The sequence below is a fragment of the Paenibacillus sp. FSL W8-0194 genome (genome assembly GCF_037969745.1).
Lineage (GTDB): Bacteria > Bacillota > Bacilli > Paenibacillales > Paenibacillaceae > Paenibacillus_AQ > Paenibacillus_AQ cookii.
Map to the genome: position 1 here is coordinate 5,471,264 of NZ_CP150205.1, position 15,675 is coordinate 5,486,938.

Genomic DNA, 15,675 nt, shown 5'->3' on the forward strand with positions numbered 1-15,675 from the left:
TAAAATATCCCGTAGCAAATTGCTACGGGATATTTCGAACTTCAACTGCTAATTGGGAAATAACAATTAGAGCAATTCAGCCGAATGGAAGGTAGCAGTAGTGCCAGCAGGCAATTCAACTACCAGTGTTTTATCAGAAACGGATACTTGGTCTTTGGAGACAATTACAGGCGTTCCGCTCTTATCAGAAGATGTGTACAGAGCAACATAATTGAATTTAGTCACTTTGTTGTCGGCTGTCAAAGTAACAGTTGGCGCTACCGCATCTTTACCAGTTGCTGTAGTAACAGTACCATTAGCTGTCAATGCTGTTCCAGGTGCAACGTCGTCAGTTGCTACATCAAACAACTCAGCAATTTTTGCATTGTCTTTCAATGCATTAGCAACAGCCAACACTGTAGTAGCATTGCCTTTTACAGTGATAACATTATCGTTGATACTTGCAACTGCTTTGCCAGCTTCAACATTGGAAGAATTATAACTTACAGTTACTACATAATCGTTATATTCCTTTCCATCTGTTTTAGCAGTCAAAGTAATTTTTTTACTATCCAGGGTCATTTCACCTTTAGCTGGAGTAGCATCAGAACCAGGAGTTGTTGCACTAATAGTTTTGATTGTAACTGCATCTGGTGCTGTTGTCGATTTATTAGTTACAACTACTGGATCGGATTTAACAGCAGTTTCACCGTTCAATGCAGCAATATATTTCGCTCCATCGTTAACTTGAACTGTATAGGTTCCAGTGTAAGTTTGAGCTTTAGAAGAAGTCAAATTAACAACTACTCCGTCTTTGCTCCAATCTGTCAAGTAATCTACACCGGCAACAAGTGCAGGAGTATCTTTGATGTCAGCTTGTTTAATTGTCAGGTCAAAGCCAAACAGATTAGCATTTTCTGTTTTCAAAGTTGTCGTGAATGGCACTGTAATTTTGTTACCTTCTCTGTAGATCGGGCCGTTAACAAGTTTAGGAGCTACAGTGCTAGTAGTAGAGAGTGTTTTACCTACAACTTTGTTGCCTGCATAAGTTCTCAAGTTGCTGTTAGCTTTAACTATAACATCAGAACCAGATGCGGACAGGTCGTTAGCAGTTTTGATAACTACAACATCCCCGTTGTCTGCGATGTTTACAGAAGAAATGGAAGAACCAGATACAGTGAAATCAGAAGCATAAGCTTGAGAAATCGCTTGATCGAAAGTAACCTCAATCGTTCTGTAGTCCTTCTGTACAGCTTTTGTTGGAGTTGCATCTTTAACAGCGATTGCCTTTGGAGCATACGTTGTGTTCAGGATATTACCAGCAGCAGATTTGACACCTACAACAGTGATCGCTTTAACGGAACCGCCGTTACCATTCTCACTGAAAGAAGTAGGTACGTTTCCGTCAATGTATTCAGGGAACACGAGTTGAACTGCGCGACCTTCCAAGATTGGACGAATCGAAACCTCGGCTGGCAACGATTTAGTTACATTGTTACCATTCAGGTTAAGATCGAGGTAGTAGTTGCCACGATCAGTGATGCTTGCCAGATCCATTTTTTTATCGAAGTTAACAACAATTGTACGAGTCAGATTGTTAGCATCGATATCCTTGTTAAGGGAAGGACGTGTAACATCGTCAACCTTGAAAGTAGTGGTGTAGTCTTCCATCGTATTACCAAGAACTGTTCTGTCTTTGATTCCACTAATTTTCAAAGTATATTCTCCATCGCCCAGGCCACTGCTAGTAGTCAGGTAGAACACTTTGTTATCGGAACCAGGAGCTGCTTCAGCGCTAGTCACAGGGTACGTGTTGTCACCTTTAGTGATTTTATAGGCACCCTTAACATCACCGTAAACAGCTTTGTCGAATTTAACTGTCAGAATATTGTTTCCATCTTTACCATAAGCAACGCTAGACACTTTAGGGCGTGTCAAGTCAACAGAAGCAGTAATTTTATGTTCAACAGTTGCGTTGGCATTACCGCTATAATCCTTCACGTTGATATAGAGTGTAGTTTCATAACCTGGAAGCGGGTTTGCAGTAAAATCTACTTCATAAACATTACCTGCGATTTGGGTGGCTTTACCTGTTTTCTTGGTATCGCCAGACTTCCAGTAGAAGCTATCGCTAGTCACACTAGCCGGATCAACTTCTTCATTAAATGTTACAGTTACTTTTTCCAAAGTTGCACTGATTTCAGAAACAACTGGACCTTCTTTGTCTTCAACAACTGTGAAATCATTAGTCGCGGACAAAGATTTCAGGCCTGCATAATCTTCAACCAATGCAGCAGTCAACTTATGAGCTCCAATCCCCAAACTTCCGGAATATGGTTGAAGCACAACTTCTCTTTCATTAGCGCCTTTTGTTACATTACCAACATATGCTTTATCATCCAATTGGAAGTTGCTGGATGCAACATTCTTCACTGGTTCAGAAAAAGTCACTTTGATCGCTTTGTTTCCAAGGGCTTTCACTTCAGAAACAGTTGGCAAAGTATTGTCAGCAGATGTGAATTTCACTTCTTGAGTGCTCAGCACTTTCCCTGCAGAGGACTTAACGTTTTTCACGTTAACAGTGTAATCAGTGCCTTGAACGAACACGTATCCATCAGCCAGCAAGAGGCGAACTGTTTTTCCATCAGCTTGGAGAGCAGCGGATTTAACCACTTTTGCACCATTATTGATGCTGTAGTTATCCTTATCAGTTGCGCTAGCTTTGTCTACTTTGCCGTCGAATACTACATCAACCTCTTTAAGGTTCGAAGAAGAAGCAGACGAAACTTTAGTTGCGGATTCTACAACCCAAGTCACTTTTGCAGTGATTTCTTGGCCAGCAGCGTTTTTGAATTTAACTTCAGTTTCTTTGTTAGGCTCAAGAGCTTTTTCCAAAGTTACTTTTACAACTTCGCCGGAGCTCAGTGTGAACTCGATGTCTTTGCCGTTGTCAGCGATTTTGTATTCCTTTACGGAAAGGTTGATGATTTGCTCTGCTTGGTAAGCAGCGATAACCAGCTGTTCGCGAGTAGCGTTAGCTTGGAAGTTCAGGTCTTTAGCGATCAGACCTTTGTCGATTGCTGCTTGCACATAACCTTTAGCCCAAGCGGATGCGCTGTTGTCAGCATTAGCCGGAACTTCGATTTTCAGCGCGCGAACCAATGCAGTCGCCATTTCTTGAACGGTTACTTTACCGTTGTAGTTGAAGATTTGTTTTACTTTGTCTTGGCCTTCCATGATACCGGCAGCAGTTACTGCTTCGATGTAAGGAACAGCCCAGTTTTTAGCGTCATAGCCTTTGTCTTTGTAAGACAATGTGCCAGTGACTTCTTTCAGGCCCAGAAGTTTAGTCAGGACCTTCGCGAACTCAGCGCGAGTCATGTCTCTTTCCAGGTGAGCTTGTTGGTCTGGGTAACCATTGAAGATTCCTTTAGCTTTCAGGGAATCATATTTCTCTTGTACGGATACTGCGGAATCACCGAATGCTACAGAAGCAAACATGGAGAATGCCATTGCTGTAGACAAAGCGACTGTCAAAATTTTCTTCATAACCTTTTGTTCTCCTCCTTGAACTTTCATCACAATAGAGTTTTCTTTAATTGGGTAGCTCTTGTTACTCATTGTCGTTGCACCCCCTTTCCCGAGTTGAGCAGAGTTACATATAAATGATGTCTGTGACGAGATCACAGAAACTGGTAAACTTGGAATACGACAAAAATAGAGTAGATTCCTAATCCTACCTAAGTATTATACAATGGGGCCAAGGTGCCGTAAAGAACATTTTTCTAAATCATAGACAAATTTCTTCTTCAGGTCATTGTTGGATTCGCCCATCGTAATTGACTCTATATCTTAGACGCACAAGGTTTTAAAAAGTTGCACTCTTTTTTAAAAAATTTCAAATTTGTTACCCGAAATTTTTGAAGCGGATACAAAGGGCCTGTACATGAAAAATGTGGAAGCACGAGGCCTTTGCGAACTGGAAATAAAAAAAGAACGCCGGACGGCGTTCTTTAAGCTTCCTGTTTACGTATCATCGGTTACAAAACATTAACGAATTTTCATGGCCAGCTCGATGATCTGAGCGCGCATCTCCGGACTGGAGTTCAGGTTCTCATACATCTGCTCGATCGGCTGTTTGTTTTCGCGGTATGTCTTCTCGTGTTTGATCGTGGTGTGGGACCACTCGATCAGTGCGTTTTCGGATTGCAGCAGTTCGTTATAGGCATCATGAAAGCCCGTTTCCATTACAAGGCCTTCCATAACTTCTTGAGTAATTTCTCTCGTTTTGCGAGTCATCTCAATCTTTTTCTCCAATGTGCTGGCCTTATTCTCAAATTTGGTCTTTGCTTTCATATAGTCCAACTGAGCTTTGGAATAGATCGGTTTCATAAGATAGCCTTCACCCTTTAAATTATAAATTGTTTTCTACGTCATTGTATCCTAATCCTCGACAAATTACAAAGAATTGTAATTGGAAATAGAACGGGAGCCGGAATTGCCGGCTCCCGCTGTTTGTTTTTTCATGCTTACATCTTAGGCAGCTTCTTCAGGTCTGCCATGACTTTGCCCATAATGATGGCGGCATCTCCGCGCAGCATATTGGCGGTAGGATTAAACATGTTACCCCGTTTCGGATCGGCCGGATCGACAGGCGAACCTTGGATGAAGCCCTTTTTGGCGATGGCCAGAACCGAAGGCTGCGCGTAGTAATCGATGCTTGCATAGTCTTTAAAATATTTTTGGAGATCCTTCGTGATTTTCGCCCGGTCGGTCTCAAGCTTCAGGTTGAGCGCCTTGGCGATCATGACCGAAGCGTCCTGGCGGGTAATGGCGCTTTCCGCGTCGAAGAACTGCGGCTGCGCCCCTCTCGTGATCCCTTCGCGCGCCGCGGTCTCGATATATCTGAAATCCCATAGACCGTCGACGTTAATGCTCGTAAGCGAGCTTGGAATATCGGAGAAATGCTTAGGTCCCTGGTAATTCAAAGGAATCTCCAGCGCTCTGACGATCGCGCGCACGAATTCAGCCCGGGAAATATACAAATCCGTTCCAAAACGTTCCGACGGATCGAAGGCGTTCATGACGCCTTTGGCATAGATGGTTTCGATATAATCCCGGCCGTACGGATGCTGCACGACATCGTTGTAGGAATAACCTAATTTGGCAACGACGTAGTAGCCAAAGCGGTCAAACGGCACTTTAACCGTATGTTTTTTCGGATCCACGACGCCGCCGATGTTTTCCCATTTCTGCAGCTCCGGATCAAAACGGAATACCGTTACGAGCCGTCCCGCGTCCTGCGTAATATTCGCGTCATAGGTGAGCGTCAGCGTCCCGCGTTTGGACGGAACCAGCTCGTTCATGCTTTCTCTATTATAGAAGCTTCGCACTTCGGACCCCGGAAGCTGGTATGGGTCGGAACCATGCGTAATCGGGTCATATACCTTGTCCGTGTTGATATCGTCGGCCGTTCCCGGATCAATCCAGAATACAGGGCTCGATTTGACAAACCGCTGCTGGAAGTTGCCGATAAAGAGCTGTTTGCCCAGCGCGATTTCATTATCGAAATTGGCAACCGGCACTTCGAATTCGCGGCGGTCTACGACGCCGTCCTCGCTGTTCGCGATGGCGAACAAAATATCATGCCCGGAGAACACTTGGTTTTTGAACTGGTCGGCCACGTTGTAATCTCTCCGGATCAGGCTTGCACCTTTCGGAAAGGTTAACGTCAAATTGCCGTCAAAAGCTTTGTGCGAGCTTTTCATCGTTTCCAAATATTGCGCGCCCGGAATGCTTGTCGGCACGTATTTGACGGTAATGTAGTCTTTCAGTTGATCGTTTCCGACAAATACCGTAATGTCGATTTTGTTGTCCTTGTTCGGCTTGAGATCTTTAACGATCGCCCGATAAGCGTTCGGGTAATCGATGCCGTTGGACGGATCGTAATCCGCGTCAAAAGCGGACTTCTTCGCTTCCTGCTTTCCGATCATCACTTTCGATGCGTTGTCGGACGAAACGATGACCTCGACGAAGTTCTGGTTCACCAGTCTTCTGCCTTCAAGCGGACGAATGATCTGGAACGGTGCCGTTTTATAAGTGACTTCGAGTCGGAACGTTGCCGTCGGACCGCCTTCCCCGCTGTTATACACCGTGATGTTGTATACGATCGGGCTGCCGTTCAGCGGCAAGGATTGATTCAAAAGCTTAAAGCTGAACGTTTGGGTGTCGTAATCATAATAAACGTTCAGGTTCGGATTCGTATTGCCGTTCGAGCTGTTAAATACGTCGCCCGGGCTTTTTAATGCATAAAATCTTTGATCCATGGACCAAGTATATTCTTGGGTTTTGCCATCCGTCGTTGGAGTCGAGATTTTAAGCATATATTCCGAGTTGCTTGCTGAATTGGTGGAAAGCTTGCTGTCCACCGCGCTTTTGGTTTGGCCCAAATCGATGAAATCGAACGTTCCGTATACGTTCATCTTTTTCTCGGTCGTCGTATAGACGGAACCCGTCTTTTCGAACTTCTTGTCGTTGTTGTCAGGAACCGGGTCGGTATTGTCAATGCTGTAAGGGAATACCCCTACGGAATCCGGTACCGGAATCACAGGTACGTTCAAAGGCACGTAGCTGATATTGATCGATTTTTCATACGAATTTTTCGGAGACTTGAACACGAATTTAATGATATTGTTGCCCGGGAACAATGCTGTGTAAGCTTTGTTTTCGTCCGCCGAGGCGATTTTGAACTTCGAAGGGTCGTTCCGATCCGTGGGTTCAAGACTCACGAGCGTATTGTTGATATACAAAAAGATCGTCTGATCCTTGCCGCTGTATTTGATCTCGGTGTCGTTGGCGACGTTCATCAGCTGCCCTTTGAAATAATCCACGTCTTTCATGACGTTGTCTTTCAGATTCGGATTATTCGTATCCATCTCGATTTTCATGTCGTCATACAGCGATGTGAACTGCACATAAGGGCCGTAAAGCAGCGTAACCGGAACGGTCAGCTCAGACCCTTTGGGGTCGGCAGCCACATTGTTGGCCTGGAAGGTAATCTTCTGATAGCCTGCCGCGGGAAGCTTGTCTACCCGGATGATGATGCGCTGCAGTTCGACCTGATTGCCGTTAATGTTTCTAACGACTCTTTCGGAGGCCAGGACAACCGGCTGGCTGAATGGCGTAAGGTCGTTGCCTTTGGCATCCGTGATGCCGGTGATCGTGATGTTATTGACGCTTGCCCCGTTCGCGACCAAAACCTCCATGGCGATCGGCAGGGAGAAAATGTTGGCGCCGTTCATCGAAGTCCCCGAAAGGTTCAAGATCTGCGACGGGCTCATGCCGCTGCTGTAACCGGACAAATAATTGACTTCCTGGATAAAAGGCTTGTTTTTGTCTCTTAAGGTTAAACCGACCGTCGAACTAATGCCTGCACCGGTCGTGCCGTCTGCAGCTGTCAGCGTCACGTTGATCAGGCTGTCGAACTGCGCCGAAACCGGAGCCACGTCGGAGAACTCGATCATCATGTAATCGTTGGCACTCTCGAGCACGGTCACGCGCGCGGTTCCGCTGCCGGATGCCCCGTCGGCAAACGCGTACCCCAAATAGGTCGAAGGAGCTGCCACATCCGGCAATTGACCGTTTTTGATCGGGATAATTGCTTTACCTTTGACGGTAATTTTCGTGCTGCTTACATTGAAGTTAGGGAAAGACGACAGATCTGCCGATACGTCGGTACCGTCCGTCGCTCTTACGTCAAAAAAGGTGACCTTGCCGTTATAAAACGTAACTTCGCGGCTAGTTTCAAGCGTCTGGTTTTGATTCAAAACTTTGATTTTGACGATGTTGCTTCCGCTGTTGACATTGATCGGCGAAGCAAAAAACTTGTAGTTGTTGTAGCTCGACACCGTATAAGTCCAACTGCGTCCGTTAACCTCGACCGTCACTTTATCCGCGCTCGGCGCATAACCGGAGATGCTGATATCCGTTTTGGTCTTGCCATACGCAGGGCTTCCCGCGGAAGCCGTCAATACGGCCGGGCTGTCTTCTTTCAATTCCACGGCTTGGCTGCCGTCCACCAAATTGGCTTTCAGGTCATAAATCGTCGGGCCGTTGCGGTACTCGACATAGATCGAATCTTCGACCTGCGTCGTCCCCTGCAATCCTTTAAACGTAATCCGGTTCAATCCGGAAAACAGCTTAATGTTGGACACCGTGATTTTGCCGTTGTTGACGATGATATTGCCGGTCTGTCCTTCGTTTGAGTTGACGACGGAAGTCGTTCCGTCCGCCTTCTTCGTCAATTGGTATACGCTGTAGGAGATTTGCTTGTCATTGACTCCGTTCAGCGTACCCGTCAAGCTGACGCGGTCTTCATTAACAAGGCGCGCCGAGTTGGCGTCATACTGTTCGTTCGGAAAAATAAAAAAGGTGCCGGCTTGCGCTGCGCTTGCCTTACTCGCAAAGGAAGCCGGCAACAAACCTATGACCAGGGCTACCGTCAAAAATACAGATAGGATCCTCTTCAAAATCATTTCCCTCCTGTTTATGCATTTATCTAATTTATCGGCACCAATCTATCGATAATTTAGAAAAAGCTAACAATAAAAAAACCTTTCCTCACGAGCATCCAACTTGATCGCTTTATTCATGGCCGCACCCGTCCGTCAAAAAGCAATAAAAAAACGCCGCACCTCAGTGCAGCGTTCTCCATATAAATTAAATATAATGGCATGAATCCATGTCCTTAAAACTTCACTTCGAACCTCGCTCCGCGCTTGCCTTCATCCTAAGCCTTGCAACCAAGTCCAGAATCGGACGTTTCGTCTTGCCGACAAGGCCGATGACCTCGGCGCCGATTTGCATAAAAAACATCATCACGCAGATGACGACGAAGGTGACCCAATTCGCTTCATACATCGCGGCGGAAGACTGAATGACAGCCAGGACGCCGAAAAAGGCGGCGATGCCGTATACGATGAGGACAGACTGGCGGTGGCTGAAGCCAATTTCCCGCAAGCAGTGATGCAGGTGACCCTTGTCCGGGGCGAAAATCGGTTTCTTCTGGATCCAGCGGCGCACGATGGCGAAAAACGTATCCGACAGCGGCACGCCGATAATGATCAGCGGTGTGATAAACGAAACGATCGCGATCTGCTTGAATCCGAGCATGGACAACATCGCCAGGCAGAAGCCGAGGAACAGCGAACCCGTATCGCCCATGAAAATTTGTGCCGGATGGAAGTTGAAGAACAGGAATCCGATGATCGCGCCAAGCAGCAGCAGGCAGAGCAGCGCAACGGTCAGGTTGCCCATGAGCAGGGACATGACCAGAATCGTTCCGATCGCGATGCCCGATACTCCGGCGGCCAACCCGTCCAGACCGTCGATCAGGTTGATGGCGTTCGTGACGCCGACGATCCAGAAAATCGTGAGCGGGATGGCAATCCAGCTTTCGAGCGACGAGTAGGAATCGTTAAAAGGTATATTCACAAAATCGACCGTGATGCCAAAGCCGAAAACGACGATGCACGCGGCAATGATTTGTCCAAGCAGTTTCACTTTGGCCGACAGCTCAAACCGGTCGTCCAAGGCGCCGGTCAGGACGATCAGCGATCCCCCAAGCAAGAAGGCTTTAATAAAATTCGCATCCCGAGCGGAAAACTGATCTGCGACAAATGGAAGGACGGCAAACATGGACAGCATAAATGCCAAAAATATCGCCAATCCGCCAAGCCGGGGCATGATTTTCGTGTGCACTTTTCGGGCGTTCGGAACATCGACGGCGCCGATCTTTATCGCAAGTTTTTTCACCAGCGGCGTTAACAGCAGTGCCAAAGCCAATGACACGATACATCCGATGATGGCTATCATTAACATGTGTACGTTCAACCCCCATTTTCTTTACCGGATTGAATTATACTCTCATCAAAAAAATAAAACCAATCCTGTTTTTCAGCAAAAAATCGGGTTTTTGCAGTTCATAAGCGTCTTTTATCTGGGTTTCGTCACGTTTTCTTTATCCCGCATCACTTTAAGGGCGAATTTCGGCAGCGCAAGCATTCTTGCGGCCCGCGTCGGCTCTCTCAGCAGCCGGTAGAACCATTCGAGACGCAGTTTTTGGAACAGCTTCGGCGCGCGTTTGGACTTGCCCGAGATGACGTCGAAGCTTCCGCCGACGCCCATCATAAGCGGAACGCCAAGCTGTTCCTTATAACGGGCAATCCATGGTTCCTGCGTATCCGCCCCCCGCGCGACGAACAAAATATCCGGCGCAGCCTTGCGAATCTCCGCGATGACCTCCGCATCCTGTTCCGCCTTGAAATAACCGTCGCGGTAGCCCGCGATTTCGACGCCCGGATATTGCAGATGTAACCGCTCCGCGGCGGCCTGAATCACTTCCGGCGTCGAACCGAGCAAGTATACCTTCCAATGGTAGTCTTCTCCGACTCTCATCAGTTCATGTAAAAGGTCGAACCCGGCCACGCGTTCCTGGACAGGCATTCCCGTTTTTGCGGCCGCCCACACGACGCCGGTACCGTCCGGCACGAGCAGCTCGGCGTTTTTCATCACCTGCATGTAATCCGGCTCTTCCAGAGCTTTCATCACCATGATCGGGTTGGCCGTAATTACCTGTATAGGCTTGCGCTCTTCCGACTGCAACTTATGGGTTAAATACTTAACGGTGTCCTCCATCCCCCATCTGCAAATCTGCAAACCGTAGATGGGAACCGTAGGCATCTGTTCGAATTGGTTCACGGTCAAATCCCCTTATCCTTTACTGCTCAAAAACTCAATGATGTGCCGCGCAGGCTCCTGCGCCTCCCGCTTCAGCTTGTCGATGCGGGGTTTGGCCTCTTCCTTCCACCGCTCCGCGCCGGCCAACAGCCTGGAGATTTCCGACGCAAGCGCCGCGGGGGAAAGCGAACTGCTCGTTCCGACAGGCTCAACGTCGAGCCTTTTCAGGAAATGGTCGATCTTCGGGTCGTACGAAATGCCGATCAGCGGCACCTGCCGGTTAGCGGCGTAAATCAAACTGTGAAGCCGCATCCCGATGACCAGGTCGCAGCGACCCACTTCGGCCAGCATGTGGCGCGGATGTACCGCCTCCCGGCATACCGACACCTTGCTTCCGCTGGCAGCGAGATCCCCGAGCTGCTCAATGATTTCCTGCGACGCCTTTTCGTCGCCCGGAAAATAAAACGGCAGAAAGCGCAGGTGGGCGGGCTGCTTTTGGCAAAATTCCCGAAGCCCTTCGGCAATCGCCCGCAGCTCCCGGCGCTCCGCATCCCAATAACGGACGGAAATGCCGATGACGGGCAGCTGCGGCTCTTCATCCGAGGCAAGCGCAGCCAAGCCTTCCGTTTCAGGCGTTAGCCCCATCACGGGGTCGGGAACCACTTGAATCCGGTCCCGCTCCAGCCCCATGCTTTGCAGCAGCTCCGCGGATTGCTCGTCGCGAACGGAAATGTATTCGCATTTTTTGAACGTTCCTTTAATCAGCGGATAAAACAGCTTACGGTTCACGGGGCCGATCCCTTGGGAGTATATGAACACCGGTTTGTTTAACCATTGGGCCAGCTTGATGATCCCCAGGTAATACGGAATGGTCTTGGTTCCGGTGGCGTCCTGCAATAGGCTTCCGCCCCCGCTGATCAAGCCGCTGCTATTCTTCAGGGCGTTTCTCACTTCGCCCAGCTTCATCCGGTGAACCGCCCGCACGCCGTAGGTCGACGACGTCCATGCCGGATCGATCGAGAGCACGACGGGAGTGATTTTGACCCCCGCTTGCTTCCCCTGTTCTTCCAGCGCCGTCAGAATGGACTGCAGCACGGCCTCGTCTCCGCTGTTTTTAAAGCCGTAATACCCCGAAATGACTACTGTTGTTTCAGGCGAGGTGACCATTTTTTCCAACATCCTTCCGCGATTTGCCATACCACGATAGCGATCAGTCCGAGGATAAATCCGATTCCCAGACCCAGGAGGTCGCGGGCAAGCGAAATTTTCATCGGCGAATGAATATGGGCAAAAGTGTCCACCATCGACAATTGGCCGATGACGGCGAAAATCATGATGTAAACGGCATTGCGGTATCTAATCGACAGGAAGATGCCAAGCAGGAAGAGCGGATGCATGGCGATTTCCTTGTTACGCGGACGCACATGGAACGTATTTTCCAGGAACGTACGCATCACCATTTCGATCGAGCTGACTTTGCCCGCATTGCCTGTCCGGCTCAAATAATACATGCCGGCGCCGGCGATCACGACGCCCGCGACGACCCACAGCAGCGTAATCGGCGTTCTGAACAGCTTGCCGATCTGACGGAACGGCTGGCCGCCGCGGTACAAAATGACGAACACGGCGATAAGCAGAATCGGAGCGGCATGCAGCAGGCTGACGCCGCGGAACTGGTTCAGCACCAGGCTGTACGTAATATTGTTGAGCAGCGCGATCACAAACGGGATCGCCGCCATGGAAATAATGGCCGTTTTGATGTACAACACGATGGCATGCGTCACGCGCCGCCCCGTTGCCAGTTCCGAATCCGCGCCGTTAAGGGCATTGATCTTGCGTACCGCAAGAATCATCGCCACCGTTGGGCCGCTGATGGCCACGAACAGAGCAAGCGCTTGTTCAAACAGCGTAGGCTTCAGCACATACAGCCCCGCGCTGCCGATCAAACCGAGCACAAAAGCCGGCAAAGTAAGCAGCGGCAGGAAATAAGAAATCATAAGCGCCACAAAAGCGACTCCGCCAAGCACGACGACCATTTTCAAATAATGCTGCAAGGAAGAATCGGTAATATGGAAAGCTTCTGCGCGTCCCATATGGAAACCGTTTTTCTCCATTTGTTCGATGGCGTTGCCTGGCTCTTTCAAACTTTTGATGATGTTGTCGATCGAATCGGTCACCATCGCTTTGGATGCGCTCCGGCTTGGCGCCGTATTGATGTAAAGCATCCGGATATTCCGGTCTTTGGTCGCCAAGGCAAAACGGTCGGCGATCGTGTTCTCGTCCAGGAGCGCGTCTTTATCGCTCAAAGAGTACAGCCGGACGACATTATAATGGATGTTATACGCCAGCGTGGACATGCCCGCCTGCGGTTTTTTCGTGTTTTCGATGGCCGCAATGCCGATGCCGTGCTGGTTCAGCAGATTGGCGAAGCTTTGCAGGCTGTTTTTGTCTTCGTTATCGTTAAACCCTCTGACCGAGTCTCCCTCAAACAAAATCCGTTTGACGTCATTGGCTTCATAATAAGCAAGCAGCTTCTCCATCGCCTCTTGGTCGTAAGGAAGGCTGTCGGACATGCGCGGCACGATATGGAATCCTTTGCTGCGCAGCATTTCGAACGCGATCGGATCCGGCTGCATCGGTTTGAGCGCGGCGTCCTCCGGCGACGTTTCGATGATCAAACCTTTCTGGCCATGGAACTCCCAAGGTTTCACGTTGATATCCAGACTTTTGAACGTATCTTCGATAACAGGCGTTAACCGGCCTGCATTCTCTTCATTGGTAAACAGAATGTACGTGAAGTTTTCATCGGTCGGCACGACGCTTTGCGTCATTTGCGCAATGTCTTGGGCGTTATAGACCATCAGACGCCGCGATTTTTTGAAATCGTCCAGCGTGCTTTCAAACATGGCCATGCTTGTGATGCCGGCCGCTTTTAATTTATCCAGCTGCTCCTGCAAAAATTGCTCGGGATGGGCGTGGTAAGAAGCCACCTCGGCCAAGCCGCGGTAGTTGAATACCAGCTCCACATTGCTCGCTGATGATTCCGTTTGGTATCGGTCGTACGCGACCGGCAATGCGGCGACGATGCCCAATACGACCAGGATCCACAGCCATTTGCGCGATGCCGTGCTAAAGTGCTGCCATTTTTGATGCACCAAAAGTACCTCCTCGTTTATAACACTCCGCAAAGCCGCAGCAGCAGTTGCCGGGGCTTTGCGGACTATCCTTGTCTTGTCGTGTTAGGCGTCCACCCTCGACATCACTTCGGCCGCGAGCTTGTTGATCCGCTCCTCGGCATCCTGCAGCGACGTGCCGCGAACGGCAAAATACACCTTAATCTTCGGTTCCGTGCCGGATGGGCGCAGGCAGAACCATGAACCGTCATCGAGCATATATTTCAGCACGTTTTCGCGCGGCAGGCCGTCCAGCCCTTTGGAATAGTCCAGCACTTCCTTCACGGAAGCCCCCGCAATGGTCTGCGGCGGATGATTGCGCCAATCAGTCATTTTCGCCTGGATTTGGGCCAACCCGTCCTTGCCCTTCAGCGTGCGGGATTCCAGCTTCTCGCGGAAGTATCCGAACTGCTCGTACAGCTCCTGGAGCACGGTATAGAGCGTTTTGCCCTGAGCCTTATAGTAAGCGCCCGCTTCGCAGATCAGGAGCGACGCAAGCACCGCATCCTTGTCCCGTGCATAGTTTCCGGCAAGGTATCCATAGCTTTCCTCATAGCCGAACAAATACGTATGCGAGCCGGATTGTTCGAACTCGGTCATTTTTTCGCCGATATATTTGAAGCCGGTCAGCGTATTGAAGACTTGCGCCCCGTAATGCCGGGCGATCGTCGCGCCCATTTCGCTCGTCACGATCGTTTTGATGACCGCGCCGTTATCCGGCAGTTTTCCTTTTTCCTTCAGCTGGCTCAGCAAATAGTGAATCATGATGGCTCCGGATTGGTTTCCGGAAAGAACTTCATATTCGCCCTTGTCATTCAGCACGACGGCTCCCATGCGGTCGCAATCGGGATCGGTGCCGATCAGGATATCGGCCTGCAGCTCTTTGCCGAGTTTCATCGCCAGCGTAAACGCTTCGCGTTCCTCCGGATTCGGCGATTTGACGGTTGAAAATTCCGCATCCGGCTGCTCTTGCTCGGTTACGACATGCACGTTGGTAAAGCCAACCTTTTTGAGCACGTTCCGCACCGGGATGTTGCCCGTGCCGTGCAGCGGCGTAAAAACGATGTTAAAATCCTTGCCCAGCTTCGAGGCAATCAGGTCCCGATTGACGCTTGCCGCCGCGACCGTATCCTCGAATGCTTCGTCTTCGGCTTCCCCGAGCCAGACAAGCAGCCCTTTCGCTTCCGCTTCGGAACGGTCGAGCCGTTTTACCGCGGCAAAAGAATCGACTTCCTGAATATAAGCGATCACTTTTTCCGCCTGGTCCGGAACCAGCTGGCCGCCTTCGGCATTATACACCTTATAGCCGTTATATTCCGGCGGGTTATGGCTGGCCGTCACCACGATGCCTCCGGTCGCGTTCAAATGGCGTACGCTGAACGAAAGCTGAGGCGTCGGGCGAAGCGACGGAAAGAGTTTGGCGGTGATGCCGTTGCCGGCAAGAACCAGTGCCGCTTCAAGCGCGAATTCCGGAGAAAAATGGCGGGAATCATGGGCGATCACGACCGATGGCGTACCTTCCGCCTGGCCGTGCTGCTCAAGAATGTAGCGCGCAAAACCTTGCGTGGCCCTGCCCACGGTATAACGGTTCATCCGGTTGCTTCCCGCGCCGATCACGCCGCGGAGGCCGCCGGTTCCGAATTCGAGATCCTTATAAAAACGGTCTTCCAGCTCCTGCGGCTGCTCGCGCAGCTGTTGCAGCTCCTGTTTGGTCTCTTCGTCGACCGAAGGATCGGATAACCAGCGCCGTACGTTTTCTTCTGCCGTTAAGCTGAGTTGCGTCATA

General features: G+C 49.7%; 8 protein-coding genes. All 8 read right to left on the reverse strand.

What is annotated here, in order from left to right:
- Positions 1-66 precede the first annotated feature (66 nt).
- Positions 67-3,600, reverse strand: a complete 3,534-nt coding sequence (locus MKY58_RS25310) for a hypothetical protein (RefSeq protein WP_339322562.1) — start codon at positions 3,598-3,600, stop codon at positions 67-69.
- A 429-nt stretch (positions 3,601-4,029) separates the two neighbouring features.
- Entirely contained in the window at positions 4,030-4,371 is a 342-nt protein-coding gene (locus tag MKY58_RS25315) for a hypothetical protein (protein ID WP_339322563.1), read from the reverse strand.
- A 137-nt stretch (positions 4,372-4,508) separates the two neighbouring features.
- Positions 4,509-8,507, reverse strand: coding sequence for an S-layer homology domain-containing protein (locus MKY58_RS25320; RefSeq protein WP_339322564.1), 3,999 nt, complete (start codon positions 8,505-8,507; stop codon positions 4,509-4,511).
- A gap of 226 nt (positions 8,508-8,733) precedes the next feature.
- Positions 8,734-9,858: an MraY family glycosyltransferase gene (locus MKY58_RS25325; protein WP_212949813.1), complete on the reverse strand. Its 1,125-nt coding sequence runs from the start codon at positions 9,856-9,858 to the stop codon at positions 8,734-8,736.
- Positions 9,859-9,972: 114 nt separating this feature from the next.
- Positions 9,973-10,743, reverse strand: a complete 771-nt coding sequence (locus tag MKY58_RS25330) for a WecB/TagA/CpsF family glycosyltransferase (protein WP_036715060.1) — start codon at positions 10,741-10,743, stop codon at positions 9,973-9,975.
- Positions 10,744-10,749: 6 nt separating this feature from the next.
- The gene (gene csaB, locus MKY58_RS25335) at positions 10,750-11,883 is read right to left on the reverse strand and encodes a polysaccharide pyruvyl transferase CsaB (RefSeq protein ID WP_339322565.1); all 1,134 of its coding nucleotides are present in this window, start codon (positions 11,881-11,883) and stop codon (positions 10,750-10,752) included.
- Positions 11,856-13,871: a DUF5693 family protein gene (locus tag MKY58_RS25340; RefSeq protein WP_339322566.1), complete on the reverse strand. Its 2,016-nt coding sequence runs from the start codon at positions 13,869-13,871 to the stop codon at positions 11,856-11,858. Before MKY58_RS25340 ends, csaB begins: the two co-directional genes overlap by 28 nt.
- Before the next feature lie 84 nt (positions 13,872-13,955).
- Entirely contained in the window at positions 13,956-15,674 is a 1,719-nt protein-coding gene (locus MKY58_RS25345) for a phospho-sugar mutase (RefSeq protein WP_212949807.1), read from the reverse strand.
- Between the last annotated feature and the right edge of the window lies 1 nt (position 15,675).

Coding starts and splice junctions, on each gene's coding strand:
- MKY58_RS25310 (WP_339322562.1), bottom strand. CDS start 3,600: ATGAGTAACAAGAGCTACCCAATTAAAGAAAACTCTATTGTGATGAAA.
- MKY58_RS25315 (WP_339322563.1), bottom strand. CDS start 4,371: ATGAAACCGATCTATTCCAAAGCTCAGTTGGACTATATGAAAGCAAAG.
- MKY58_RS25325 (WP_212949813.1), bottom strand. CDS start 9,858: ATGTTAATGATAGCCATCATCGGATGTATCGTGTCATTGGCTTTGGCA.
- csaB (WP_339322565.1), bottom strand. CDS start 11,883: ATGGTCACCTCGCCTGAAACAACAGTAGTCATTTCGGGGTATTACGGC.
- MKY58_RS25345 (WP_212949807.1), bottom strand. CDS start 15,674: ATGACGCAACTCAGCTTAACGGCAGAAGAAAACGTACGGCGCTGGTTA.